The sequence below is a fragment of the Streptomyces sp. NBC_00448 genome, from assembly GCF_036014115.1.
In the GTDB taxonomy this organism is placed as follows: Bacteria; Actinomycetota; Actinomycetes; order Streptomycetales; family Streptomycetaceae; genus Actinacidiphila.
The window spans coordinates 2,026,372-2,048,629 of sequence record NZ_CP107913.1; the positions used below are offsets into that span (position 1 = coordinate 2,026,372).

General features: G+C 74.6%; 24 protein-coding genes. 19 read left to right on the plus strand and 5 right to left on the minus strand.

Features of this window, described 5'->3' with window-relative positions; all coding sequences use genetic code 11:
• Positions 1–39 precede the first annotated feature (39 nt).
• On the minus strand, positions 40–1,077 hold the full coding sequence (locus tag OG370_RS08535; RefSeq protein WP_328473905.1) for a DMT family transporter: 1,038 nt from the start codon (positions 1,075–1,077) through the stop codon (positions 40–42).
• A gap of 51 nt (positions 1,078–1,128) precedes the next feature.
• Between OG370_RS08535 and OG370_RS08540 the strand changes: the two genes are divergently transcribed.
• The 10 genes from OG370_RS08540 (at position 1,129) to OG370_RS08585 (ending at position 8,546) form a co-directional block, all read left to right on the plus strand.
• The gene (locus OG370_RS08540) at positions 1,129–1,719 is read left to right on the plus strand and encodes a MarR family winged helix-turn-helix transcriptional regulator (protein ID WP_328462205.1); all 591 of its coding nucleotides are present in this window, start codon (positions 1,129–1,131) and stop codon (positions 1,717–1,719) included.
• A 65-nt stretch (positions 1,720–1,784) separates the two neighbouring features.
• Entirely contained in the window at positions 1,785–2,450 is a 666-nt protein-coding gene (locus OG370_RS08545; protein WP_328462207.1) for an HAD family hydrolase, read from the plus strand.
• A 192-nt stretch (positions 2,451–2,642) separates the two neighbouring features.
• Entirely contained in the window at positions 2,643–2,807 is a 165-nt protein-coding gene (locus tag OG370_RS08550) for a hypothetical protein (protein WP_328462209.1), read from the plus strand.
• Positions 2,808–2,868: 61 nt separating this feature from the next.
• A complete protein-coding gene (locus OG370_RS08555) occupies positions 2,869–3,027 on the plus strand; it encodes a hypothetical protein (protein ID WP_328462211.1) in 159 nt (52 codons plus the stop codon).
• Positions 3,028–3,254: 227 nt separating this feature from the next.
• Positions 3,255–4,007 carry an alpha/beta hydrolase gene (locus OG370_RS08560; RefSeq protein WP_328462213.1) on the plus strand — a complete coding sequence of 251 codons (753 nt, stop codon included), beginning with the start codon at positions 3,255–3,257 and terminating at the stop codon, positions 4,005–4,007.
• A complete protein-coding gene (locus tag OG370_RS08565; RefSeq protein ID WP_328462215.1) occupies positions 4,004–4,297 on the plus strand; it encodes a ketopantoate reductase family protein in 294 nt (97 codons plus the stop codon). Before OG370_RS08560 ends, OG370_RS08565 begins: the two co-directional genes overlap by 4 nt.
• Positions 4,294–5,274, plus strand: coding sequence for an ABC transporter permease (locus OG370_RS08570; protein WP_328462217.1), 981 nt, complete (start codon positions 4,294–4,296; stop codon positions 5,272–5,274). The genes OG370_RS08565 and OG370_RS08570 overlap by 4 nt, the downstream gene beginning before the upstream one ends.
• Complete coding sequence (locus tag OG370_RS08575) at positions 5,271–6,128, plus strand: ABC transporter ATP-binding protein (protein WP_443060634.1); 858 nt, start codon at positions 5,271–5,273, stop codon at positions 6,126–6,128. The genes OG370_RS08570 and OG370_RS08575 overlap by 4 nt, the downstream gene beginning before the upstream one ends.
• A gap of 174 nt (positions 6,129–6,302) precedes the next feature.
• Entirely contained in the window at positions 6,303–7,427 is a 1,125-nt protein-coding gene (locus tag OG370_RS08580) for an ABC transporter substrate-binding protein (protein WP_328462219.1), read from the plus strand.
• A 15-nt stretch (positions 7,428–7,442) separates the two neighbouring features.
• Positions 7,443–8,546 (plus strand): LLM class flavin-dependent oxidoreductase, encoded by a 1,104-nt coding sequence (locus OG370_RS08585; protein WP_328462221.1) that lies wholly within the window; start codon positions 7,443–7,445, stop codon positions 8,544–8,546.
• Between the two features lie 236 nt (positions 8,547–8,782).
• Here the strand turns inward: OG370_RS08585 and OG370_RS08590 are convergent, their stop codons facing one another.
• Positions 8,783–9,643, minus strand: coding sequence for a LysR family transcriptional regulator (locus tag OG370_RS08590; RefSeq protein WP_328462223.1), 861 nt, complete (start codon positions 9,641–9,643; stop codon positions 8,783–8,785).
• A 134-nt stretch (positions 9,644–9,777) separates the two neighbouring features.
• On the opposite strand from OG370_RS08590, the gene OG370_RS08595 reads away from it, so the two are divergent.
• Entirely contained in the window at positions 9,778–10,308 is a 531-nt protein-coding gene (locus OG370_RS08595; protein WP_328462225.1) for a flavin reductase family protein, read from the plus strand.
• A gap of 33 nt (positions 10,309–10,341) precedes the next feature.
• Here the strand turns inward: OG370_RS08595 and OG370_RS08600 are convergent, their stop codons facing one another.
• On the minus strand, positions 10,342–10,809 hold the full coding sequence (locus OG370_RS08600; RefSeq protein WP_328462227.1) for a hypothetical protein: 468 nt from the start codon (positions 10,807–10,809) through the stop codon (positions 10,342–10,344).
• Positions 10,810–10,983: 174 nt separating this feature from the next.
• On the opposite strand from OG370_RS08600, the gene OG370_RS08605 reads away from it, so the two are divergent.
• Positions 10,984–12,057 (plus strand): LacI family DNA-binding transcriptional regulator, encoded by a 1,074-nt coding sequence (locus OG370_RS08605; RefSeq protein WP_328462229.1) that lies wholly within the window; start codon positions 10,984–10,986, stop codon positions 12,055–12,057.
• Positions 12,058–12,541: 484 nt separating this feature from the next.
• Here the strand turns inward: OG370_RS08605 and fahA are convergent, their stop codons facing one another.
• Positions 12,542–13,774, minus strand: coding sequence for a fumarylacetoacetase (gene fahA / locus OG370_RS08610; protein ID WP_328462231.1), 1,233 nt, complete (start codon positions 13,772–13,774; stop codon positions 12,542–12,544).
• Between the two features lie 276 nt (positions 13,775–14,050).
• On the opposite strand from fahA, the gene OG370_RS08615 reads away from it, so the two are divergent.
• The 4 genes from OG370_RS08615 to OG370_RS08630 all read left to right on the plus strand — a co-directional run bounded on the left by OG370_RS08615 (position 14,051) and on the right by OG370_RS08630 (position 18,475).
• Complete coding sequence (locus tag OG370_RS08615; RefSeq protein WP_328462233.1) at positions 14,051–15,604, plus strand: SDR family NAD(P)-dependent oxidoreductase; 1,554 nt, start codon at positions 14,051–14,053, stop codon at positions 15,602–15,604.
• A 39-nt stretch (positions 15,605–15,643) separates the two neighbouring features.
• Positions 15,644–16,099, plus strand: coding sequence for an SRPBCC family protein (locus OG370_RS08620; RefSeq protein WP_328462235.1), 456 nt, complete (start codon positions 15,644–15,646; stop codon positions 16,097–16,099).
• A gap of 165 nt (positions 16,100–16,264) precedes the next feature.
• Positions 16,265–16,657 carry a VOC family protein gene (locus OG370_RS08625; RefSeq protein WP_328462237.1) on the plus strand — a complete coding sequence of 131 codons (393 nt, stop codon included), beginning with the start codon at positions 16,265–16,267 and terminating at the stop codon, positions 16,655–16,657.
• 183 nt (positions 16,658–16,840) lie between these two features.
• Positions 16,841–18,475: a penicillin-binding transpeptidase domain-containing protein gene (locus OG370_RS08630; RefSeq protein WP_328462239.1), complete on the plus strand. Its 1,635-nt coding sequence runs from the start codon at positions 16,841–16,843 to the stop codon at positions 18,473–18,475.
• A 48-nt stretch (positions 18,476–18,523) separates the two neighbouring features.
• Here the strand turns inward: OG370_RS08630 and OG370_RS08635 are convergent, their stop codons facing one another.
• Complete coding sequence (locus OG370_RS08635; protein WP_328462241.1) at positions 18,524–19,378, minus strand: UbiA family prenyltransferase; 855 nt, start codon at positions 19,376–19,378, stop codon at positions 18,524–18,526.
• 195 nt (positions 19,379–19,573) lie between these two features.
• Between OG370_RS08635 and OG370_RS08640 the strand changes: the two genes are divergently transcribed.
• From OG370_RS08640 to OG370_RS08650, 3 genes are read left to right on the plus strand one after another with little or no spacing between them, the layout of a single operon-like run.
• Positions 19,574–20,647 carry a type III polyketide synthase gene (locus OG370_RS08640; protein ID WP_328462243.1) on the plus strand — a complete coding sequence of 358 codons (1,074 nt, stop codon included), beginning with the start codon at positions 19,574–19,576 and terminating at the stop codon, positions 20,645–20,647.
• A gap of 7 nt (positions 20,648–20,654) precedes the next feature.
• Positions 20,655–21,215 (plus strand): isoprenylcysteine carboxyl methyltransferase family protein, encoded by a 561-nt coding sequence (locus OG370_RS08645; RefSeq protein ID WP_328462245.1) that lies wholly within the window; start codon positions 20,655–20,657, stop codon positions 21,213–21,215.
• Entirely contained in the window at positions 21,212–22,228 is a 1,017-nt protein-coding gene (locus OG370_RS08650) for an NAD(P)/FAD-dependent oxidoreductase (RefSeq protein ID WP_328462247.1), read from the plus strand. The genes OG370_RS08645 and OG370_RS08650 overlap by 4 nt, the downstream gene beginning before the upstream one ends.
• The last annotated feature ends 30 nt before the right edge of the window (positions 22,229–22,258 follow it).

A 22,258-nucleotide genomic window follows, 5' to 3' on the forward strand; every position in this document is an offset into this window, starting at 1 on the left:
CCGGTCCACCGCCGCGATACCGAGCCGGCTCCGGCGCCCTCATGACGGAGGGCGCCGTCGCCACGGGCGCCGGGCGGCGAGCGGGCCGGGCGCGGTCCGGGATGCGGGTCCGACCGCCGTCGGGGCGGACGGGCGGCGGGCGGGGGCGAAGATCCGTGGGCGGGTGGCCGGTTCGGCGGGGCCGCTCCCGTACGGTTCGGCCGCGGCTGGTGGCGTGACGGCCGGGCGCGGGCGGCGGGCGGGGGCCGCGCCCGGACGGCCGAGCAGGACACCGGCCAGGACGAGTGGCAGGCCGGCGAGTTGGCGCGCGGTGAGCGGCTCGTGGGCGACCGCGGTGCCGAGCAGCACGCCGGTCACCGGATTGAGCAGCCCGACCAGGCCGACGGTGGCGGCGGGCAGATGCCGCAGCGCCGCGAACCAGGCCGTGAAGGCGACGGCGGTGGCGATCACGGCGACGTACCCGAAGCCGAGCAGCGCCCGGGCGCCGAGGGCGGGCGGCGCGCCCTCGAAGACCGCCGCGAAGGGCAGCAGGAGCAGGCCGCCGGCGAGCAACTGCCAGCAGGTGGAGGCCAGTACGTCGACGCCGGCGCCCCAGCGCTTGGCGAGCACGTAGCCGAGCGCGGACAGCAGCATCGCGCCCACGGAGGCCGCCACGCCCAGCGGGTCGGCGCCGTCCGAGCCGCCCCACAGCATCAGGCAGACCCCGCCGATGCCGACTGCGGCGCCCAAGAGGTGTGCGGCGCGCGGGCGTTCGGCGATCAGCGGCCAGGCGATCAGCGCCATCACCAGGGGCGAGGCCGCCATGACGGTCGCGGCGGTGCTGGTCGGCAGGCGCTGCGCGGCGAGGTAGACCAGGGCGAAGAAGCCGCCGGCGTTGAGCACTCCGAGCAGGGCCGACCGCCACCACCACGCGCCGCGGGGGAGCTTGCGGCGCAACGCGAAGAGCAGCAGCCCGGCGGGTACCGCCCTGATCGCTCCGCCGTAGAGCGGGTCGCCCGGGGGCAGCGCCGCCTTGGTGACGTAGTAGTTCGCACCCCAGGCCACCGGGGCGACCGCCGCGAGCAGCACCCATCGCATATTGGCTTCCACGGAAGATATTATGCCTTCCACGGAAGCTATAGTGAAGGCATGCCCGCGCACCCCGCAGAACCGGCCGACCCAGGCGGCCCGGCCGCCCCCGGTGACCCTGGTGACGCCGGCGCCCCCGGCACCCGCCGCCCCCTGGACCACATCGGCCGTATCCAGGCCGCATGGGCCCGCGAGCGGCCCGAGATCGACGTCTCGCCGCAGGGCGTCATCGGGCGGCTGCACCGCGTCGCCGGGCTGCTCACCGAGCAGTTGTGCGTCGTCTACCGCCGATTCGGCCTGAGCGAGGGCGAGTTCGACGTGCTCGCCGCCCTGCGCCGGGCCGGCCCGCGGTACGAACGCGCACCCGGCGAGCTGGCCGCGCACACCATGGTCACGACCGGCGCGATGACGAAGCGGATCGACCGGCTGGAGCGCGGCGGCCTCGTCACCCGCCGCCGCGCCTCCGACGACGGGCGCGGCCGCGTGGTCGGACTCACCCCGGCCGGACGCGCGTTGATCGACCAGGCGTTCGCCGAGCACATGCGGAACGAACGGCGCCTCCTGGACGCGCTCCCGCCCGGCGACGCCGCCCACCTGGAGGCCCTCCTGACCTCCTGGCTCGCCGAGATCGAACCCCCGCGCGACGCGTAGGGCGGTAGCGGCAGGCACGGAAGGCCGGCGTCCGCGATCGTGCGCGCCGGTGACATCCTTGGGCGGTGTTCTCCTCCGACCACGTGGGCGCCGTGTTCTTCGACGTCGACGGCACCCTCGTCCCCGGTACGAGTTCGTCGGTCTTCCTGGCCGGATTCCTCGGCCACCGCGACGAGTTGGCCGAGGCCGAGGCCGCATACGCCTGCGGCGCCCTGGACAACCGGCAGGTCTCCGAGCTGGATGCCGCGGGCTGGGCGGGTACGCCCGAGGAACGGGTCAACGGCTGGCTCGACGGGCTTCCCCTGGTCACGGGCATCGCGGAGACCGTGGCCTGGTGCCGGCGGAACGAGCTGCTGCCCGTGCTGGCGACCCTCGCCTGGTCTCCGGTCGGCGGCCACCTGGCCGACCGCTTCGGCTTCCACGCGTTCTGCGGGCCGCGGCTGGAGACCGCGGACGGCCGGTTCACGGGCCGGGTCGCCCGTCACTTCGACGAGCACGACAAGCGGGACTTCGCCCGCGCGCAGGCGCGAGAGTCGGGGCTGTCCCTCCGTTCCTGCGCAGCCGTCGGGGACAGCCGCTCCGACCTGCCGCTGTTCGCATCCGTCGGGTTGAGCGTGGCGTTCAACGGCTCGGCGGGCGCGCGGGCGGCGGCCACCGCCACCGTGGACGATGACGACCTGCGAAGCGTGCTTCCCGTCCTGGGCCGCCTGGTCACGGCCGCTCGCCGATGACCCTCGATGGCCGTCGATGGCGGCTGCGAGGGCGGGCGCCGGGTGGCGGTGGGCGGCGAACCGCGAGCCGGTCGCGTCACGCAGCCGCCGTGCGGCGCCTCGCCGAACGGGGCCGGGCTGGGCCAGGCCGACGCCCCGAGACGGCCGTGAGCGACTTCGACGCCACGCACGCCATTCTCGGCAAGCTGGGCTATGGCCCAGGCTTTCGACGCCGACGAAGTACATCTGACGGGCGGGGAACCCACCCTGCACACCGAGGTGTCCGGCCTGATCTCCGGCCTCACCAGCATGGGCCGCAGCCCGCACTCCGTACCCCGCACCCCCGCACCCCCGGGGTGGATCGATTCGGAAACGTGATCGGTCCCGATCAGGAATCATCGTTGGACGCGGGCCGTATTCGTCCTGCATGCTTCCTGGCATGACGACGCACATGCTCGCGGAGAGGCCCGGCCGGCACGGCCCGGCCCGCGGTGTCGCGTTCGTCGAGGTGCCCGCGCCGGCCGGTTCCCCGCTGCTCACCCAGCGCAGGGTCATCGACTTCGGCACCGGCACCTCCGCCGGCTGTCGCCGCGGCTAACCGAGCCGTTCCACGGCAGCGGGCCGACCGCCAGGCCCCGCAGGCGGGTGACCGAACCCGCGCCCGTGGTGCGGCCCTTCGCGCGCCTCCCGCCACCGCAGCGGTACGCGTCACCGCAGCGCCGTACGCGTATCCACCCCGCCCCGTTCCCCGGCACCCCTGCCCCGTCGCGTTGCCGCGTGCCCCGAGCGCCGCGCGGTCCGCGCCCCTGCCCCAAGGACACCGCCATGAGCTCCGTGAGCACCGTGCCCGACCCCACGTCATGGGAGATCCCGCCGTCGCTGAACCCGCGCGGCACCGTGCTGCTGCTGCCGGGCCGCGGCGAGGACCCGCGGCTGTACGAGCGGTTCGGCGCGCGGATCGCCGCGGACGCCTACCGGGTGCGGGCGGTGGCCGACCCGAGCAGGTGGCCGCGGGAGGCGGCGCGTCAGGTGAAGGAGGCGTTGGCGGAAGGGGAGCCGGCGAAGCCGCTGGTACTGGCGGGGTCGGACGCGGGCGCGCTGTTCGCGGTGGGCCTGGTGGCGGCCGGTGAGGTGGAGGTCGACGCGCTGGTGCTGGCCGGGCTTCCGACGAAGGACGTGGAGGCGGCCCAACCCGCCGACTGGTCCGAGGAGTTGGGCTCGCGCACCGCGTGCCCCACCCACCAGGGCCGGCTGGCCGAGCCGGGGCGGCTGGAGCGCGGCGCGCTGTACGCGCCGCTGCCGCGGGAGTGGTACGACCGCGCGGACCTGTCGAAGGTCTCCGTGCCGGTGCTCGGTCTGCACGGCGCGGCCGACCCGGTCAGCCCGCCGGCCGCCGCGCGCACGGCGTACGCGGCCGCGCCCCGCGCGGAGTTGGTGACGCTCGCCGACGGACGGCACGACGCGTTCAACGACATCTCGCACCGCACCGCCGCCGCGACCGTGGTGCTGTTCCTGGAACGGCTGCGGCTCGGCGCGGACTTGGCACCCATCGCGAGCTCCGAAGAGCTGCCCCGATGAGCGGCGACGCGGCCGGACCGGGCCCGGCTCCCGTGCGCTACGTGGTCATCGGCGCGGGCGCGGTGGGCGTCACGCTCGCCGCCGGGCTGCACCGCACGGGCGCCGACGTGCTGCTGGTGGCCCGCGGCCGGCAACTCGCCGCGCTGCGCTCGGGCCGGCTGCGGCTGGTGCGGCCGGACGGCGCCGCGGCCGATGCGTCGTCCCATGCCGTTGCCGTTGCCGTTGCCGAGCCCGAGTCCGATGCCGACGTCGCACCCGAACGCGTCGGCCCCGAAGGGGGATTGCGATGAGCACGAGTGAGATGTCCCGCCCGCCGAACGCCGCGACTGCCGGCACCGGCACCGGCACCGGCTGTCCCGCCACGCCAGAAGGCGGCGCGCGCCTGTCGAAGGAGCCGCCGGAGGACACCGGCCCCGTCGCGCCACCCGCGAACGACGGCGACCAGAGCGCCGAGAGCAGCGGCGACGTGGAGACGATCCGGCCGGCCCACGAGCGGCGCCGCCGCCAGGTGCCGCGGCCCCTGCGCCGGGCCTCGGGCCCGGTCGGCGCACTGCTGCTGTGGTGGCTGCTCAGCGCGACCGGGGTGCTCTCGCCCGACACCCTCGCCTCCCCGGTGCGGGTCTTCCACAAGGGCTGGAACCTGGCCGCCGACGGCCAACTCGGCTCCGCGATAAGGGTGTCCACCCAGCGCGTGATCGAGGGCTTCCTGATCGGCGCGGTCGCGGGCACCGCGCTGGCCCTGCTCGCCGGGCTGTTCCGGCTCGGCGAGGACCTGATCGACTCCACCGTCGGCATGCTGCGCGCGCTGCCCTGGGTGGGCCTGATCCCGCTGTTCATCGTCTGGTTCGGCATCGACGAGAAGCCCAAGATCGCGCTCGTGGTGATCGCGGTGACCTTCCCGCTGTACTTCAACATCTACGCCGGAATCCGTGGCGTGGACCCCCAACTGGTCGAGGCGGGAACGGTGTTGGGCCTCACCCGCTGGGGCCAGATTCGGCACATCGTGCTGCCGGGCGCGCTGCCCGGCGCCCTGGTCGGCCTGCGCTACGCCCTCGGCAGCGCCTGGCTCGCCCTGGTCTTCGCCGAGCAGATCAACGCGAGCAACGGCATCGGCTACCTCATGAACAACGCCGAGCAGTTCTTCCAGACCGACGTGATCGTGGTCTGCCTGGTGGTCTACGCGGTGCTCGGCCTGATCAGCGACCTGATCGTGCGGCTCTGCACCAAGTACCTGCTGTCCTGGCGCGCATCCTTCGACGGAGCATGACGATGACGACTCCCACCGCACAGACTCACCCGACCGCGGACACATCAGAGGCCCGCACCGCGGACGGGACCGGCACCGGTGCCCGCCCCGACACCTCCGTACGCGTCCGGGGCCTGGTCCGCGCCTTCGACCGGCGCCGGGTCGTCGACGGGCTCGACCTCGACATCCGGCCGGGCGAGTTCGTCGCCCTGCTCGGGCACAGCGGGTGCGGCAAGAGCACCCTGCTGCGGGTGCTGGCCGGCCTCGACCGCGACATCGAGGGCACCGTCACGGTGCCGCGGCGCCGCGCGGTGGCCTTCCAGGCGCCCCGGCTGCTGCCGTGGAAACGGGTGTGGCGCAACGTCGTACTGGGCCTGCCCGGCCGCGCCGACCGCGCGCTCGCCGAGCGCTACCTCGCCGAGGTCGGCCTGACCGAGCGTGCCGCCGTGTGGCCGAAGACGCTGTCCGGCGGCGAGGCGCAGCGCGTGTCGCTGGCCCGCGCGCTGGTACGGCAACCCGACCTGCTGCTGCTCGACGAGCCGTTCGGCGCGCTCGACGCGCTGACCAGGACCAACGCCCAAAGGTTGGTGGGCGAGTTGTGGTCCCGGCACAACTGCGGGGTCCTGCTGGTCACCCACGACGTGGAGGAGGCCGTACTGCTCGCCGACCGGGTGCTGGTCATGCGGGACGGCCGGATCGCCCACGAGGCGGTGGTCGACCTGCCCCGGCCACGCGACATCGGCGCACCCGAGTTCGTCGCGTTGCGTACGTCGCTGCTCGCCCGCCTCGGCGTCGGCCCGCACGACCCGAACGACCCGGCAGACCCCGCAGGCCCGGCCGACCCGGCCGACTTCGCAGACCCCGCCGACGCGTAGCCCCGCCCCCACCGCACCCGTAGACCCCACAGCGGCTCCACGCGCCAACTCCCGTACTCCGACCGGCGTACGCCGAACCGCCCTGCCCGCTCCCGCTCGACACCCGAAATCGGCACCCCGAACCCGCGGCACGCCGTACCCGTATCCCGCGCTCCACGAACCCCGAGGACAGCCATGCCCCGCCCCCTTCCGCGGCTCCTCGCCGCGGCCGCCGCCGTCACGCTCAGCCTCACGCTCCTCGCGGCCTGCGGCGACGCGAAGAAGACGGACACCCACGTCAAGGCCGCGTCCGGCGGCACCGACCTGTCCGGCGTGACCTTGACGCTCGGCGACCAGGCCAACGGACTCCAGACCCTGCTCAACGCGGCCGGCACCCTCAAGAACACCCCGTACAAGGTGAAGTGGGCCGAGTTCCAGGGCGCGGCGCCGCTGTTCCAGGCGATGCAGAGCGGCCAGGTCGACACCGGCAGCGCCGCGGACCTGCCCACGCTCCAGGCGGTCAGCGGCGGCCTGAAGATCAAGCTGGTGGCCGCCTCGTCGGCCGACGGCTCCGGCACCGCGATCCTCACCCAGCCCGGTTCCGCGGTACGGACGGTCCAGGACCTCAAGGGCAAGGACGTCGTGATCTCCTCGGCCAAGGGCAGCATCGCCGAGTACCTGCTGGCGAAGGCGCTCACCGACGCGGGCCTGAAGTACTCCGACGTCCACGTGCAGTACCTGCTGCCGACCGCCGCGCAGGCCGCGTTCAACGCCAAGAAGATCGGCAACTGGGCGACGTTCGGCATCTACCAGGACATCGCCGTGCAGAAGGGCGCGAAGATCGTGGTGGACGGTCGGGACGGCCGTACCAGCGGGATCGGCTTCATCTCGGCCGCGCAGTCGTCGCTGACCGATCCGGCCCGCAAGGCGGCCATCGCCGACTTCCTCGGCCGGCTCGCCGAGGCGTACGCGTGGGCCGCCACCCACCGCGACCAGTACGCCCAGGTCTTCGCGCGGAAGAACGGCGTGCCCCTGGACGTGGCGAAGACCGTGGTGGGGCAGGGCGCCGACTCCCTGGTGCCGGTCTCCCCCGCCGTCACCGCCAAGGTGCAGGCCGTATCGGACCTGATGCACACCATCGGCTCGCTCCCCACCGACGTGAAGGTGGCGGGCACCGTCGACACCTCCGCGTTCCCGCACGCCCTCGCGCCCACGACTGCCACGACTGCCACGACGCCCACCGCGAGCACTTCCGCGAACCCGAACCCGAACGCGAACCCGTCCGCGACCTCGTCCGCCTCCGCGACCCCCGCCAACTGATCGGAGCCCAGGCCCATGCCCGTCGAGTTCATCAGCGCCACGCACACCACCAACACCACCGAGGCCACCGCCGGCGGCCGGCACGCCGGCTTCGACGTCGACTACACCCGCCGTTTCGTACGGGCCCTGGACGACGGCGGTTTCGACTGGACGCTGGTCGCCTACAGCTCCGCCGGCGTCGACGCCGAGCAGATCGCCCAGTTCGTCGTGAACAACTCCGAGCGGGTCAAGCCGATGCTCGCGCACCGTCCCGGCTTCGTCTTCCCCACCCGGGTCGCCAAGGCGCTCGCCACCATCGACCGGATCGGCAAGGGCCGGCTCGGCCTGCACATCATCTCCGGCGGCAACGACACGGAGCAGGCCCGCGAGGGCGACTACCTCACCAAGGTCCAGCGGTACGCCCGCTCCGAGGAGTTCATCCGGGTGCTGCGCCAGGTGTGGGCGGCGACCGGGCCGATCAGCCACGCGGGAGAGTACTACCGGTTCGAGGGGTTCGCCACGGACATCAAGCCGTACCAGGACGCCATCCCCATCTCGGTCGGCGGCTCCTCACGGGAGGCGTACGAGGTCGGCGGGCGGCAGGGCGACATCTTCGGGCTGTGGGGCGAGCCGCTCAAGGAGACCGCCGAGCAGATCGCCGCCGTCAACGCCGTGGCCGACGCGGCGGGCCGCCCGCACCCGCGGATCTGGGTCTCGTTCCGCCCGATCGTGGCCGCCACCGACGAACTCGCCTGGGAGAAGGCGCACCGCATCCTCGGCCAGGTCAAGGAGACGGTGGCGGCGACCCCGAAGGGCGCGCGCTACCCCGCCCCCGGGGACGGCCGCCCCGCGAACGTCGGCTCGCAGCGGCTGCTCGACGTCGCCGCGCGCGGCGAGCTGCACGACCGCGCGCTGTGGACGCCGCTGGTCACCGCGACCAACGCGGCGGGCAGTTCCACGGCACTGGTCGGCAGCTACGAGACGGTGGCCAAGGCGCTGCTGGACTACGTCGACATCGGGTGCGAGCTGCTGTCGATCCGCGGGTACGACCCGCTCAACGACGCGATCGACTACGCACGGTACGTCCTGCCCCTGGTCCGCCAGGAACTCGCGCACCGGGGTACACCCGTCGCCGCGTGACGGGGTGGCCCGGTCCCCCGGGGTGGTGGGTGCTGTCGGTTCCGGGACCACCTGACGGTGGGCGGTTCTCGCGCAGTTCCCCGCGCCCCGTGTCCGTGGCCGCTCGCCGCGCAAGAGGTGCAGCCGACCAGGGGCGCTGAAGGTGCCTCCCAGGCAAAGCCTCAAGGGAGGAACTGCGCGGCAAGGCAGCCCGATCGGATGGAGGAGAGCCAATGAACAGCCCCGACGGAGGGCGGTCAGACGCGGTGGGCCAGCAGGTCGCGGACCGCGCCGGCGGTGGTCCCGGCCAGCCACGGCGGGGCGTCGGCCCGGGTGCGCAGGTGCAGCATCTCGGGCGGCACCGGCGGCAGGTCGTCACGCCGCTGGAGCCCTTCCGGGGGCGGGCCGACATCGGCGAGCAGGCCGACGCCGAGGCCGCCGCGGATCGCGTTCATCACGCCCGCGAGGTAGGCCGCCTCCACGACGACCGCCGACGACAGGTCGTGCTCGGCGAGGGTGTCCAGCGCGCGGCGGCGGATCGTACAGGGATGGTCGATGACGACCACCGGGATGGGCGTGCCGGGCGCCGGCATCCGCCAGTTCGGGGCGGAGAACCACGACAGCGGAAGCGCGCCGGCCGGGACGCTGTCGCTGCCGCGGGCATCGCCGATGAAGACGGCCACGTCGATGCCGCCGCGGTCCAGGCCGTCGTTGAGCTGGGCGCTGCGGTCCAGCCGGAACCGTACGCCGCGGCTGGGGTAGTGCTCCTTGAGCACGCCGGTGATCGCGGGCAGGATGCGGTCGGCGGCGTGCTCGGTGGAGCCGACCACGAGGGTGCCGGCGCCGTTGCCGCCGCGGCCGAGCCGGACCAGCGCCTCGTCGTGGGCGGCGAGGATCTTCCGTGCCTCGGCGAGCAGCGTCTCACCGGACGGGGTGAACCGCGTGACGCGGCCTGCGCGTTCGACCAGCGGCCGCCCCACCGCCTTCTCCAGCCGCCGCACGTGCTGGCTCACCGCGGACTGGGACATCCCGATCGCCGCGGCCGCGCGGTGGAAGCCGCCGCAGTCGGCTATGGACGTGAAGGTGCGCAGAGCGGCGATGTCCAGTACGTCGGCCATCTCGCGAGCGTATCAACCTGCGGTTTCAGCAACCTTGCAGCGATATGTCCGCACTCCGAACGGTGACCCGACCGGCCCGACCCGACCCCGGCCCGACCCGAGCATTCCGAGCAACCCGTGACCCTGGGAGAAGCATGACCGCCGAGACCGTTGCCGACACCGCCTCCGACACCGCCCCGGGCGCCGCCGAAGTGCCCTCGATACCCGAGCAGTTCAGGACCGCCTTCCGTGGCCATCCGGCCGGAGTGGTGGTGGTCACCGTGCCCGGGGCCGGCCGGCCCGCGGGCTTCACCGCGACCTCGGTGGCCTCCCTCTCCCTCGACCCCGCGCTGCTCTCCTTCGGCATCTCGGGAACCGCGTCGAGCTGGCCGCACCTGCGGGACAGCGCGACCGCCGTGGTGCACTTCCTGGCCGCAGAACACGAGCACCTGGCCCGGCGGTTCGCGACCAGCGGCATCGACCGGTTCGCCGCGCCGACCCGGTTCAGCACGCTTCCGGGCGCCGAACCCGTACTCGACGACGTGTCCAACTGGCTGCTGGTCGACATCGAGGCGCGGGTCCCGGCGGGCGACCACCGACTGGTGATCGGCCGGGTGACCCGCGCCCATGTCGGCGTCCGGCAGCGCCCGCTGCTCTATCACGACGGCCGATACCACACGCTGTGAGCGGGCGGGCCGAAATGGTCGGGTGAGGCCGGCTCACTCCGACGGCGCCGCCGGGGGCGTCGGGTGCACCGGGGGCGTCGGCCAAGCGCCGCCGATGGAAGAGTTGTTGACGTCCCGGGCCTGGATGACCGGACTGTTGTACGCGGTGCCGCTGAACGTGTTGTGCACCACGCTGATCGAACCGCTCCCGGCCGGCGATCCGAACTCGTCCAGCAGCGCCCGCAGTTCGGCCGCCGCCGCGGGGTCGGCGCGCAGGACGCGCCGCAGCCGGGCGCGCCACTCGTCGGCCACGTCCGCCGCCGTGTCGGCGTCCCCGGCCTGCTGAGCGGCCACCAACTCCGCCCGCGAGGAATCCAGTTGGCCGCCGACCGTACCGCCGTCGCCGCCCCGGGCGAAGAAGGCGGCCAGCCGACCGCGGACCTGCCCCCAGGCGTCGGAGACCATCAGCCCCACCAGCGAGGTCGCCCCCGAAGCCGCGAGAGCGGTGAGTTCCGCTTCCACCCGTTCCACCCCGTCCCGTCCGGTCCGCTGCCGTGCCGCCCTTCCACGGTAGGACAACGCCGCCCGGGCCGCCGGGGTTCGCCGGGAGTGCCGCGGGCCCGCCGCCGCGCCGGGTTCGCGATACTGCTCCGACAGGCAGGTACGGCGAGGCGGCGGGCGAAGGGCACGGGATCTATGGCGCGGGACACGGAACCCGAGGAGGCAGGCGGCGCGGGCGGCGAAGGCGGCGCCGGCGGGCTGGCGCGGGTGGCCGCCGAGGCGGGCGTGTCCGTGTCCACGGTGTCGAAGGTGCTGCACGGGCGCTCGGACGTCGCCTCGCGCACCCGGGCCCGGGTGCAGCGGCTGCTGGAGCAGCACGGGTACGGAACCGCGCCGCGCGGGCGGGCCGTACCGACCGCGCTGGCGGCCGGCGGGCTGATCGACTTCGTGATCGGGGAACTGGACGGTCCCTGGGCGGTCCAGCTGGTGCGCGGAGCCGAGGAGGCGCTGCACGCGGTCGGCATGGGCCTGGTGGTGTCGGCGGCGCACGAGAGCGAGAGCGGGCAGGCCCGGAACTGGCTGGAGGCACTGGCCAACCGGCCGACCCGCGGCGCGATCCTCGTCGTGCCCGGGCTGACGGACGCGCAGCGGGTCGAACTGGGGCGGCTGGGGCTGCCGTTCGCGCTGATCGCGCCCGCGGAGGAGCCGCCGCCCGGCGTGCCCTGGGTGGGGGCGACCAACTGGCCCGGCGGGCTCGCGGCCACCCGGCACCTGGTCCGGCTGGGGCACCGCAGGATCGCGGTGATCGGCGGGCCCCCGGACCGGCTCGCCTCGCGCGCCCGCGTCGACGGGTACCGCTCCGCGCTCGACGAGGGCGGGCTGCCCTTCGACCCCGAACTGGTCCGCTACGGCGACTTCTCGCACGGGCCCGCGTACGAGCACGCGCTCGACCTGCTGCGCCTCCCGGACCGCCCCACCGCGATCTTCGCCGGCAGCGACCAGCAGGCGCTCAGCACCTACCGCGCCGCCGACCGCCTCGGGCTGCGCGTGCCGGCCGACCTCAGCGTGGTCGGCTTCGACGACCTCGACTTCGCGGACTGGGTCACCCCGCGGCTCACCACCGTGCGCACCCCGCTGCCGGAGATGGCCGCGGTCGCCACCCGCATGGTCCTCCAACTCCTCGCGGGCCAGGTCCCCGAGACCACCCGCGTCGAAGTGGCCGGCGAACTCGTCCTCCGCGACAGCACCGCTCCCCCCAGGGTCCCCTGACCCCCGGGCCGCCCCGCCCCGCCGCTCACGGGACCACCTGCCGCTGGGGTGGTCGCTCGCACCGTTTCCCGCGGCCCAGGGGGACGGTGGACCATCGCCAGCGTTGCCGGGCGCACCGTCGAAGCTCACCTCCCTCACTGGGCCGAGGGCGACCCCAGCGCGCACAACGTGCCCGAGGAAATGCCGGCGGTCTGCGTCGCCGACGTTCATCACTGCAGGTCCTTCGCCGGGCGCACGTTGCCCGTCTCCGCAGTCACCCGCCAGGGTGCCGGGGCCCTGGAGGAGGAGGTCCTTTCCTCCACGCTGGACTGCACACCGTGAACCGCCTGAGGCCTGCCTGCCGGTGGTCAATGTGCGTGGGTGCGGGGAGAGTTGGCTCACCGATCTCGCGCCGGAGGATCTGACGCGGCTCGCCTCGGACCTCAGGCAACTGACGCGGCGTCTCGACCGTGAGGTGCGGCCCGCGCTGGTGGCGGCGCGGGGGTCAGGGGAGGGGAGGGACGATGCGGGTGCGGACTTCGGCGAGGGCGAGGCGGGTGCCGGCCGGGCCGGGGGCGGTCGCGGAGAGGACGACCTCGTCGCCGTCGTGGAGGAAGGACCGCTGGGAGCCGTCGGGGAGGCGCAGCGGCTCCTCCCCGTTCCAGGTGAGCTCGATGAGCGCCCCGCGGGTGTCGCGCTCGGGTCCGCTGACGGTGCCCGACCCGAAGAGGTCCCCGGTCCGCAGGCTCGCCCCGTTCACCGTGAGGTGCGCCACCATCTGCGGGTAGGTCCAGTACATCGTGGCGAACGGCGGCCGCGCGACGAGATGCCCGTTCAGCCGTACCTCGATCGCGATGTCGAGGGCCGACGGCCGCGCGGCGCCGTCGTCGAGGTAGGCCGGCGGGCGGGGGGCACGCGGCGGCGGGGAGGTACGGGCGTGGTGCAGCGCGTCGAGCGGCGTCACCCACGCGGAGACGGACGTGGCGAAGGACTTCCCGAGCATGGGGCCGAGCGGGACGTACTCCCACGCCTGGATGTCCCGCGCCGACCAGTCGTTGAGCAGGCACAGGCCGAAGACGTGGTCGTCGGCGTCGGCGAGCGCGACCCGCTCGCCCTGCGCGGAGGGCGCGCCGACCACGAAGCCCACCTCGGCCTCGATGTCCAGCCGCAGCGAGGGCCCGTAGGAGGGCACCTGCTCGCCGGGCTCGCGGCGCTGCCCGCAGGGCCGTACGACGTCGGTGCCGGAGACCACCACGGTGCCTGCCCGGCCGTGGTAGCCGATCGGCATGTACTTCCAGTTCGGCGGCAGCGCGTCGGCGCCCGGGCGGAAGATCCGGCCGACGTTGGAGGCGTGGTGCTCCGAGGCGTAGAAGTCGGCGTAGTCCGCGACCTCGAACGGCAGGTACGGGACCGTGTCCGGGAGCGGGACCAGGCAGGGCGCCACGGCGGCGCGGTGCCGCTGCTCGGTCAGCCACGCGGTGACCGCGGCCCGTACCCGCGTCCAGGCCGGCCGGCCCGCGGCCAGCAGCGGGTTCAGCGACGGCGCGGCCAGCAGCTCCGCGAGGTCGGCGGGCGCACCGGTGGCGCGGGCGGCCGCACCCGCGTCGAGTACGTGCTCCCCGTAGCGGACCCCGAGCCGCCGCCGGGGGTCGCCGGCCGTGCTGAAGACGCCGTACGGCAGGTTGTGCACCCCGAACAGCGCGTCGTGCGGGAGGTCGAACGGGTCGGCGGGGCTCAACGGACCTCCACGGGCGGCCGGCGGTGATCACGTGGCGCGCTCGTGCGACGTGATCATGCAAACGCCCCGAGGATACCGCCGGGCCTCGGGCCTCGGGTTCCGGGCGGGCCGGCCCGGCTCCGGTGACGTACGCGGGTACGCCGCGGCGCCCGCGCGGTGCGTGCGCCGAGAACGGGTTTGGAGCTGCCCGCACCGCAAACGTAAAGTTCGCCCCATGACCGGGCGGGGAACGCGGGGCCCGGCACCCACGGGGATCACACGGAGAGCAGCGGTTTCATGACGGCGACCACACAGGACCTGGACCAGACCCCGGACCCGGACCGGTTCCGGGGTCTGGAGCAGTTCCCGGCCCAGGGCGCGGCCTCGGGCACCGACCCCTACGCTGCCGAACCCCCGCAGGCCCCCGGTATCGACCCGGCCCGCCTCGCCCAGTGCCTCGCCGTGCTCGCCGAGCTGGACGACCTCCCCGTCGACCACCCCGACGCCGTCGCCGTACGCCGGGCCACCGCCGGGATCTACCGCACGGTGAAGCAGCGCCGCCGCCAGGAGCGCCGGGCCGCCAAGACCGCCAACGACAAGGCCGTCACCGAGGCCACCGCCACCGGCGCCGCCGACCGGATCGACGACGAGACGCTCGGCATCCAGCTCAGCACCTCCGTGACCACCGAGATCGCCGGCATCCTGGAGCGGCCCCGCTCCTGCTACGTCTGCAAGACCCGCTACGTCGAGGTCGACGCGTTCTACCACCAGCTGTGCCCGCCGTGCGCGGCCGAGAACCGGGCCCGCCGCGACGCCCGCACCGACCTGACCGGGCGGCGCGCCCTGCTCACCGGTGGCCGCGCCAAGATCGGCATGTACATCGCGCTGCGGCTGCTGCGCGACGGCGCCCACACCACCATCACCACCCGCTTCCCGAACGACGCGATCCGCCGCTTCAAGGCGATGCCGGACAGCGCCGACTGGCTGCACCGGCTCAAGGTCGTCGGCATCGACCTGCGCGACCCCGCCCAGGTGGTCGCGCTCGCCGACTCGGTGGCCGCCGCGGGCCCGCTGGACATCCTCATCAACAACGCGGCCCAGACCGTACGCCGCTCCCCGCGCGCCTACAGCGAACTGGTCGCCGCGGAGTCCGCGCCGCTGCCCGCGGGCGAGCTGCCCGCCGCCGAGGTGTTCGGCGAGTTCGGCTCGGGTGCGCGGACCGCGGCCGCGCTGCCCTCGCCGCGCGGCGAACTGCTCACCCCCGACGAGGTCACCGGCCTCGCCCTGGTCAGCGGCTCCGCCTCGCTCGCCCGGATCGAGGCGGGCACCGCGATCGACGCCGGCGGCCTCGTACCGGACCTCGACCCCACCAACACCTGGGTGCAGACCGTCGGCGAGGTCGACCCGATCGAGCTGCTCGAAGTCCAACTGTGCAACGTCACCGCGCCGTTCGTGCTGATCAGCCGGCTGCGCCCGGCGATGGCGGCGGCCACCGCCCGGCGCAAGTACGTGGTCAACGTCTCCGCCATGGAAGGGCAGTTCAGCCGCGGCTACAAGGGCCCCGGCCACCCGCACACCAACATGGCCAAGGCCGCGCTCAACATGCTCACCCGCACCAGCGCGCAGGAGATGCTGGACGCCGACGGCATCCTCATGACCGCCGTGGACACCGGCTGGATCACCGACGAGCGGCCGCACCCCGACAAGGTCCGGCTCGCCGCCGAGGGCTTCCACGCCCCGCTCGACCTGGTCGACGGCGCCGCCCGCGTCTACGACCCGGTGGTGCGCGGCGAGCAGGGCGAGGACCTGTACGGCTGCTTCCTCAAGGACTACCGCCCGTCGGCGTGGTGAGCCCGCGCCGCGGATGAGGGCGCGGCCTACGCTGGCCGGGTGGCCCTCTTCGTCATCGAGCGCACCACCGCCCTGCCGCCGGCCGAGGCGTGGCGGCGGCTCACCACGTGGGAACGGCACTCCGCCACGGTGCCGCTGACCCGTATCGAGGTGCTGACCCCGCCGCCGTCGGGGGTCGGCACCGCGTTCGTGGCGCGTACCGGGGTCGGCCGGGCCGGTTTCGCCGACCCGATGCGGGTCGAGGTGTGGCAGCCGCCAGGGGGCGACGGGCACGGGCGGTGCCGGCTGGTGAAGACCGGGCGGGTGGTCGTCGGCTGGGCCGAGATCGAGGTGGGGCCGGCGGCCGGCACCACCCGCGCCGGCTCCCGGGTGTGCTGGCGCGAGGACCTGCGCGTACGCGGGCTGCCGGGCGCTCTCTTCGACCCGGTGACGTCCCTCGCGGGGCGGATGGTCTTCGGCCGGGTCCTGGACACGCTGCTCGCGGGGCGCCCCTGAGCTTCCGGGGCGGCTGCGCCGAGTTCCCGGGACGGCGGCGCGGAGGGCCTTCCGGAGAGCCTTCGCCCGTCGCGTCGATGAGTTCCGCCGACCGGAGCGGTCTACCCCGGTGTACGGCACCCGGCCGCACGCGTACACCCGCTCCGCACCCTGGAAGCAGGCCCCATGTCCACCAAGATCTTCGTCAACCTCCCGGTCAAGGACCTCTCCCGGTCGATGGGCTTCTTCACCGGCCTCGGCTTCACCTTCAACCCGGACTTCACCGACGACAAGGCCGCGTGCATGGTCATCAGCGACGACATCTACGCGATGCTGCTGACCGAGCCCTACTTCCGGACGTTCACCGGCAAGGCCGTCACCGACACCGCGACCTCCAGTGAGGCGATCGTCGCGCTCCTCCTCGACACCCGGCAGGACGTCGACCGGATCGCCGAGGCGGCCCTCGCGGGCGGCGGCCGGACCGCCGAGGAGACCAACGAGAACAGCCCCATGTACACCCGGGCCTTCTTCGATCTCGACGGCCACCACTGGGAGTTCTTCCACGCCGGCGGCGCGTAGACCGAAGGGAGCCGAAAACAGCGCCGCCACCCGCCGGCAGGTGGTCCCGCGACCGGCGGAACGCAGGTGCCCGGGAGGGGCGGGCGCGGCGCGCTCGCGCAATACGCTTGTACCGCGCAGGAACGTTCCGCGCGGGGGTGTCCACACACGAGGGGGGATCGGGCCGTGCCCGTTGCAAGAGGAGTGAAGATAGGCATCATCGGCGCCGTCTGCGCCGGGATGTTCGGCGTGGCCGGCTACGGCGCCTACAACATGTACACGGCGCTGGACGGCTCGGGGGGCGGCGGGGGCACGCGCACCGTGGCGAACACGGACCCGACGTCGGCCCCGAAGCCGCCGTCGGCCCAGCAGGTCGCGGACACCGCGCACAGGTTCCTGACCGCGTGGGCCGCCGGTCAGACCGCGAAGGCGGCGGCCGCCACGGACGCGGCGGACGCCGCGACGACCGACCTCACCGACTTCCACCAGCAGGGACACGTCACGTCGGTGGCGATCAGCGGCATCGCCCCGACCACCGGTGCGTCCGGCGGCGCGTCGTTCACGGTCACCGCGCGCCTGTCGTACGACGGCATCACGTCCACCTGGACGTACGCCTCGGCGCTCACCGTGGACCGCGACTCCGCCGGCGACGTGGCCGTCACGTGGAAGCCCTCCGTGCTCAACCCGGCGCTGGCGGACGGTGACTCGGTGGTCACCGGGACCGCGAAGTCGCCCGGGATCGATGTCACCGACCGGCACGGAAAGGTGCTCACCGGCAAGAGCTACCCGTCGCTGGCCCGGATCATCGAGGACCTCAAGTCCCGCCACGGCGACCAGGTCAAGGGCGGCACCGCGGGCATCGAGACCTACGTGCAGCACAGCGACGGGTCTGCCGGGAAGGTGCTGAAGGTGCTGCGCAAGGGCCGGAACAAGAAGCTCCCGACGACGCTGGACGCGGATGTGCAGGCCGCCGCGGAGAAGGCGGTGAAGAGCAAGAACGGCGCCGGGGTCACCGCGCTGAACATCTACGACGGCACCATCCTGGCGGTCGCCAACAGCGACCCGAGCGGCACCGACATCGCGCTCCAGGGCGCGGACGCCCCCGGCTCCACGATGAAGATCGTCACGTCCGCCGCGCTGCTCGAACGCGGCATGGGGCCCGGCTCGTCCGCCCCGTGCAAGAGCACGGACAACGTGGCCAACGGCCGGATGTACAAGAACGACTCGCCGAGCCTGCAGAACGCGAACGCCGATCTGCGCTGGGACTTCGCGAACTCCTGCAACACCGGCTTCATCACGCAGGCGCCCGCGCTCGGCGCCACCGGACTGCGGGACACCGCCGCCCAGTTCGGGCTCACCAAGCCGTGGAACATCGGCACCGCCACCCCGGACGACCAGCCGAGCTTCCCCGACGGCAGCGGGCCCGACGAGCTGACCTCCGAGATGATCGGGCAGGGCAAGGTGGTGGCGAACCCGATGATCATGGCGTCGGTCGCCGCCACGGCGGCCACCGGCAGCTTCCACGAGCCGCGGATCGTGGCCGCGAGCATGATCGACGGCCGGATCTCCGCGGCCGGCGTCGGTTCCCGGGTGTCGGGCGACCTGCGGCAGCTGATGCGCGCGGCCATCACGAACGGCACCGCCACCGGCGTCATGAGCGGCTTCGGCTCCGACTCGGGCGCGAAGACCGGCTCGGCCGAGGTCGACGGCCAGGCCGCCACCAACGGCTGGTTCACCGCGTACGCGGGCGGCGTGGCGGTGGCCGCGGTCGTCCACGACGCCGGGTTCGGCAACACCTCCGCGGGGCCGATCGTGGCGCAGGTGCTGCGGGCGTCCTGACCGGCGAGGCCGTACGGGCGGCGGGGGCGGCCCGCGCCGCTCGTACGGTCAGGCCAGCGCGTCGCCGTGCAGGAGGAGCAGCGTGACGGCGGTGACCGCCATCGCCAAGGTGGTGAGGAACGGCAGCCGGCTGTGCCGGCCCGCGCCCGCGGTGCGGACCGTGGCGACCGCCAGCACGCCGGTCACGGCGAGCGCCGCCCACCCGGCGCGACCGACCGGCCCCGGCGGGCCGAAGACGAGGACCGCGGCCGCGGCCAGCAGCGGCACCGGGGCGAGCAGGCGGCTGCGGCGCCGCCCGATCCGCTGCGGCAGGCCGCGCACGCCCGCGGCCAGGTCCGCGTCGATGTCCGGCAGCACGTTCGTGACGTGGGCGCCGACGCCGAGCAGCGCGCCCGCCGCGACCGCCCAGCCCGGCGGGACCGGGTGCCCGGGCAGGCCCAGCGTCACGAACGCGGGCAGCAGCCCGAACCCGACGGCGTACGGCAGCCACGACAGCGCGGTGCGCTTCACGCCCAGGTTGTACGCCCATGCCGCCGCGACCCCGGTCAGGTGCGCGGCGCCGGCCGCCAGCCCGCAGGCCAGCGAGGCCACGACGCACACGGCGAGCGCCCCCGCGGCCGCGGCCGCGGCCATGCCGCGTGTCGGCGCCCCCGCCGCCAGCGGCTTGTCCGTGCGGCCCGCCGCCCGGTCCCGTTCGACGTCCACGACGTCGTTGCACCAGCCCACCGACGCCTGACCGCTCAGCACCGCGGCCGCGACCAGCCCGCAGCCGCCCGCACCCCGCCCCGACGCCCCGGCGAGCGCCGTCACCAGCACCGTCACCGCCACGGTCGGCTCCGGATGCGACGCCTTCACCAGCCCCCACGCCACCCCGCCCGTACCCGCACCCGCGTCGACCGCCACCCCACCACGCTAGGCGGCGGGGCTCCCGTACGCCGTGACGGCTCGCCGTCACCACGGCTCCCGACCTCCGCGGGAGAACCGCGCGCCCGGCCCCGCACCGGCCGCCAGGTTCCGGAACGGCAGAACGGGGCAGCCCGGCGGGTTGATACGGCCACGTTTGGACGGATTTGACGCCGTCCTTCCTATGCTGAGGCAATGAGCCGAATCGTGGGCGTCCACGCGGTGCTGCCGCCGTACCGGTACCCGCAGCACGAAATCAGGGATGCCCTCGTGGAGATGGGAGCGGTGGGCCCGGAGGGCCGGGGCGTGCTGGACCGTATCCACGCGGCGTCCACGGTGAAGTGCAGGTACCTGGCGATGCCGTTGGAGCGGTACGGCACGTTGGGCGGGTTCGGCGAGGCGAACGCCGCTTACGTGAGCGCGGCGACGGAGTTGGCGCAGGAAGCCGTCAGGGGCGCCCTGCACCGCGCGGACATCGCCGCCGCCGACGTGGAGTTGGTGGTGTCGACGTCGGTGACGGGCCTGGCCGTGCCGTCGATCGAAGCGCGGCTGGCCGCCCGGTGGGGGCTGCCCGCGCACGTCAAGCGCGTCCCGATCTTCGGGCTGGGCTGCGTCGCGGGAGCCGCGGGGCTCGCCCGGGTGCACGACTACCTCGAAGGGCACCCGCACGGCGTGGCGGTGCTGCTCTGCGTGGAGTTGTGCTCGCTGACGGTGCAACGCGGTGACCCGTCCATCGCGAACGTGGTGGCGAGTTCCCTCTTCGGCGACGGCGCGGCCGCGCTGGTGGCGGTCGGCCGGGAGCACCCGGCGGCGCGGGCGCGGGGCCCCGAGCGGGGCCCCGAAACGGTGGCGACCCGCAGCCACCTCTACCCGGACACCGAACGCCTGCTCGGCTGGGACATCGCCGACAGCGGCTTCCGGATCGTCCTGGGCAGCGACCTGCCGGACACGGTGCTGCGCCATCTCGGCCCGGAGGTACGGGAGTTCCTCACCGACCACGACCTGAAACCGGAGGACGTCACGGGCTGGATCTGCCACCCGGGCGGCCCGAAGGTGCTGGAGGCGGTCCGGGAGACCCTCGATCTGCCCGCGCGCGCCCTGGAGTTGACGTGGCGCTCGCTCGCTGAGGTCGGCAACCTCTCCTCCGCCTCCGTGCTGCACATCCTGCGCGACACCCTGGACCGGCGCCTGCCGCTGCCCGGGACCCCCGGCCTGATGCTCTCGATGGGCCCGGGCTTCAGCTCCGAACTCGTCCTTCTCCGTTGGTAGGCCGCCGATGACGTCGTTCGCCCCGTCCACCGCGTACACCGTGCTGGTGCTGCTGGTCGCCGCCGAGCGGCTGGCCGAACTGGCCACCGCACGGCGCAACGCGGCGTGGAGCCGTGCCCGCGGCGGCGTCGAGCACGGCCGCGGCCACTACCCGGTGATGGTGCTGCTGCACACCGCCTTGCTGGCCGGGTGCCTGGTGGAGACCGGGTGGGGCGGGCGGCCGTTCGTGCCCGCGCTCGGCTGGCCGATGCTCGTACTCGCCCTGGCCGCACAGGCGTTGCGCTGGTGGTGCATCCGCACGCTCGGGCCGCGCTGGAACACCCGGGTGATCGTGGTGCCGGGGCTGCCGCTGGTGGACGGCGGACCGTACCGGTGGATGGGCCACCCCAACTACCTCGCGGTCGTCGTCGAGGGCGCGGCGCTGCCGCTGGTGCACGGCGCCTGGATCACCGCGATCTGCTTCACGCTGCTCGACGCGCCACTGCTCGCGGTCCGGCTGCGCTGCGAGAACGCGGCGCTGGCGCTCGCCCCCGACGCGGCGCCGCCCGTCGCGGTGGCCGCGCCGTGATCGACCTGCTGGTCGCCGGGGGCGGGCCGGCCGGGCTGGCCACCGCGATCCACGCGGCGCGCGCGGGGCTCGACGTGGTGGTGGCCGAGCCCCGGCCGGGTCCGGTGGACAAGGCGTGCGGCGAGGGGCTGATGCCCGCTGCCGTACGGGCGCTGGCCGACCTCGGGGTGGCCGTCGGCGGGCGCCCGCTGCGCGGCATCCGCTACGTCGACGCCCGGTACGAGGCCGAGGCGCACTTCCGGGCCGGGCCCGGGCGGGGGGTGCGGCGCACCGAGCTGCACGCGGCGCTCGCCCACCGGGTCGCCCAACTCGGCGTGCCCGTACTGCCGTTGCGGATCGACGCGGTACGGCAGGGCCCGGACGGGGTGACCGCGGCCGGACTCGCCGCACGCTACCTCGCCGCCGCGGACGGACTGCACTCCCCCATCCGGCGCGCCCTGGGCCTGTCCGGACCGCCCGATCCCGCGCCTGCCCGCTACGGCCTGCGCCGGCACTTCGCGGTGCCGCCGTGGACCGACTGCGTCGAGGTGCACTGGTCCGCCCGCGCGGAGGCGTACGTCACGCCCGTCGGGCCCGACCTGGTCGGCGTCGCCCTCCTCACCTGCGACCGCGCGCCCTTCGACCACCACCTCGCCGCCTTCCCCGCGCTCGCGGCCCGCCTGCCGCCCACCGCTGCGACCCCGGTGCGCGGCGCCGGACCCCTGCGGCAGCCGGTCCGGGCCCGCGCCGCCGGCCGGGTCCTGCTCGTCGGCGACGCCGCCGGCTACGTCGACGCCCTCACCGGCGAGGGCGTCTCCCTCGCGGTGCGCGGCGCCGCGGAACTCGTCCGCTGCGTGCGGTCCGACCGGCCGGAGGCGTACGAACGCGCGTGGCGCGCGATGTCGCGGCGGCACCGCGCCCTCACCACCCTGCTGCTGCGGGCCCGCGGCAACCCGGGGACGGCCCCGCGCATCGTGCCCGCCGCGGCGCGCTTCCCGGCGCTGTTCGCGGCCGTGGTGAACCGGCTCGCGTGAGGCGCCCGGTGCTGCGTCGCCCGCCGCCGG

What these genes read in the sequence shown, in the direction of transcription:
- OG370_RS08565 (WP_328462215.1), top strand. Translation starts at nt 4,004, where the DNA reads ATGAGCGGCGACGCGGCCGGACCGGGCCCGGCTCCCGTGCGCTACGTG.
- OG370_RS08625 (WP_328462237.1), top strand. Translation starts at nt 16,265, where the DNA reads ATGTCCACCAAGATCTTCGTCAACCTCCCGGTCAAGGACCTCTCCCGG.
- OG370_RS08555 (WP_328462211.1), top strand. Translation starts at nt 2,869, where the DNA reads ATGACGACGCACATGCTCGCGGAGAGGCCCGGCCGGCACGGCCCGGCC.
- OG370_RS08585 (WP_328462221.1), top strand. Translation starts at nt 7,443, where the DNA reads ATGCCCGTCGAGTTCATCAGCGCCACGCACACCACCAACACCACCGAG.
- OG370_RS08540 (WP_328462205.1), top strand. Translation starts at nt 1,129, where the DNA reads ATGCCCGCGCACCCCGCAGAACCGGCCGACCCAGGCGGCCCGGCCGCC.
- OG370_RS08615 (WP_328462233.1), top strand. Translation starts at nt 14,051, where the DNA reads ATGACGGCGACCACACAGGACCTGGACCAGACCCCGGACCCGGACCGG.
- OG370_RS08560 (WP_328462213.1), top strand. Translation starts at nt 3,255, where the DNA reads ATGAGCTCCGTGAGCACCGTGCCCGACCCCACGTCATGGGAGATCCCG.
- OG370_RS08575 (WP_443060634.1), top strand. Translation starts at nt 5,271, where the DNA reads ATGACGATGACGACTCCCACCGCACAGACTCACCCGACCGCGGACACA.
- OG370_RS08570 (WP_328462217.1), top strand. Translation starts at nt 4,294, where the DNA reads ATGAGCACGAGTGAGATGTCCCGCCCGCCGAACGCCGCGACTGCCGGC.
- OG370_RS08605 (WP_328462229.1), top strand. Translation starts at nt 10,984, where the DNA reads ATGGCGCGGGACACGGAACCCGAGGAGGCAGGCGGCGCGGGCGGCGAA.
- OG370_RS08550 (WP_328462209.1), top strand. Translation starts at nt 2,643, where the DNA reads ATGGCCCAGGCTTTCGACGCCGACGAAGTACATCTGACGGGCGGGGAA.
- OG370_RS08535 (WP_328473905.1), bottom strand. Translation starts at nt 1,077, where the DNA reads ATGCGATGGGTGCTGCTCGCGGCGGTCGCCCCGGTGGCCTGGGGTGCG.
- OG370_RS08595 (WP_328462225.1), top strand. Translation starts at nt 9,778, where the DNA reads ATGACCGCCGAGACCGTTGCCGACACCGCCTCCGACACCGCCCCGGGC.
- OG370_RS08645 (WP_328462245.1), top strand. Translation starts at nt 20,655, where the DNA reads ATGACGTCGTTCGCCCCGTCCACCGCGTACACCGTGCTGGTGCTGCTG.
- OG370_RS08590 (WP_328462223.1), bottom strand. Translation starts at nt 9,643, where the DNA reads ATGGCCGACGTACTGGACATCGCCGCTCTGCGCACCTTCACGTCCATA.
- OG370_RS08640 (WP_328462243.1), top strand. Translation starts at nt 19,574, where the DNA reads ATGAGCCGAATCGTGGGCGTCCACGCGGTGCTGCCGCCGTACCGGTAC.
- OG370_RS08580 (WP_328462219.1), top strand. Translation starts at nt 6,303, where the DNA reads ATGCCCCGCCCCCTTCCGCGGCTCCTCGCCGCGGCCGCCGCCGTCACG.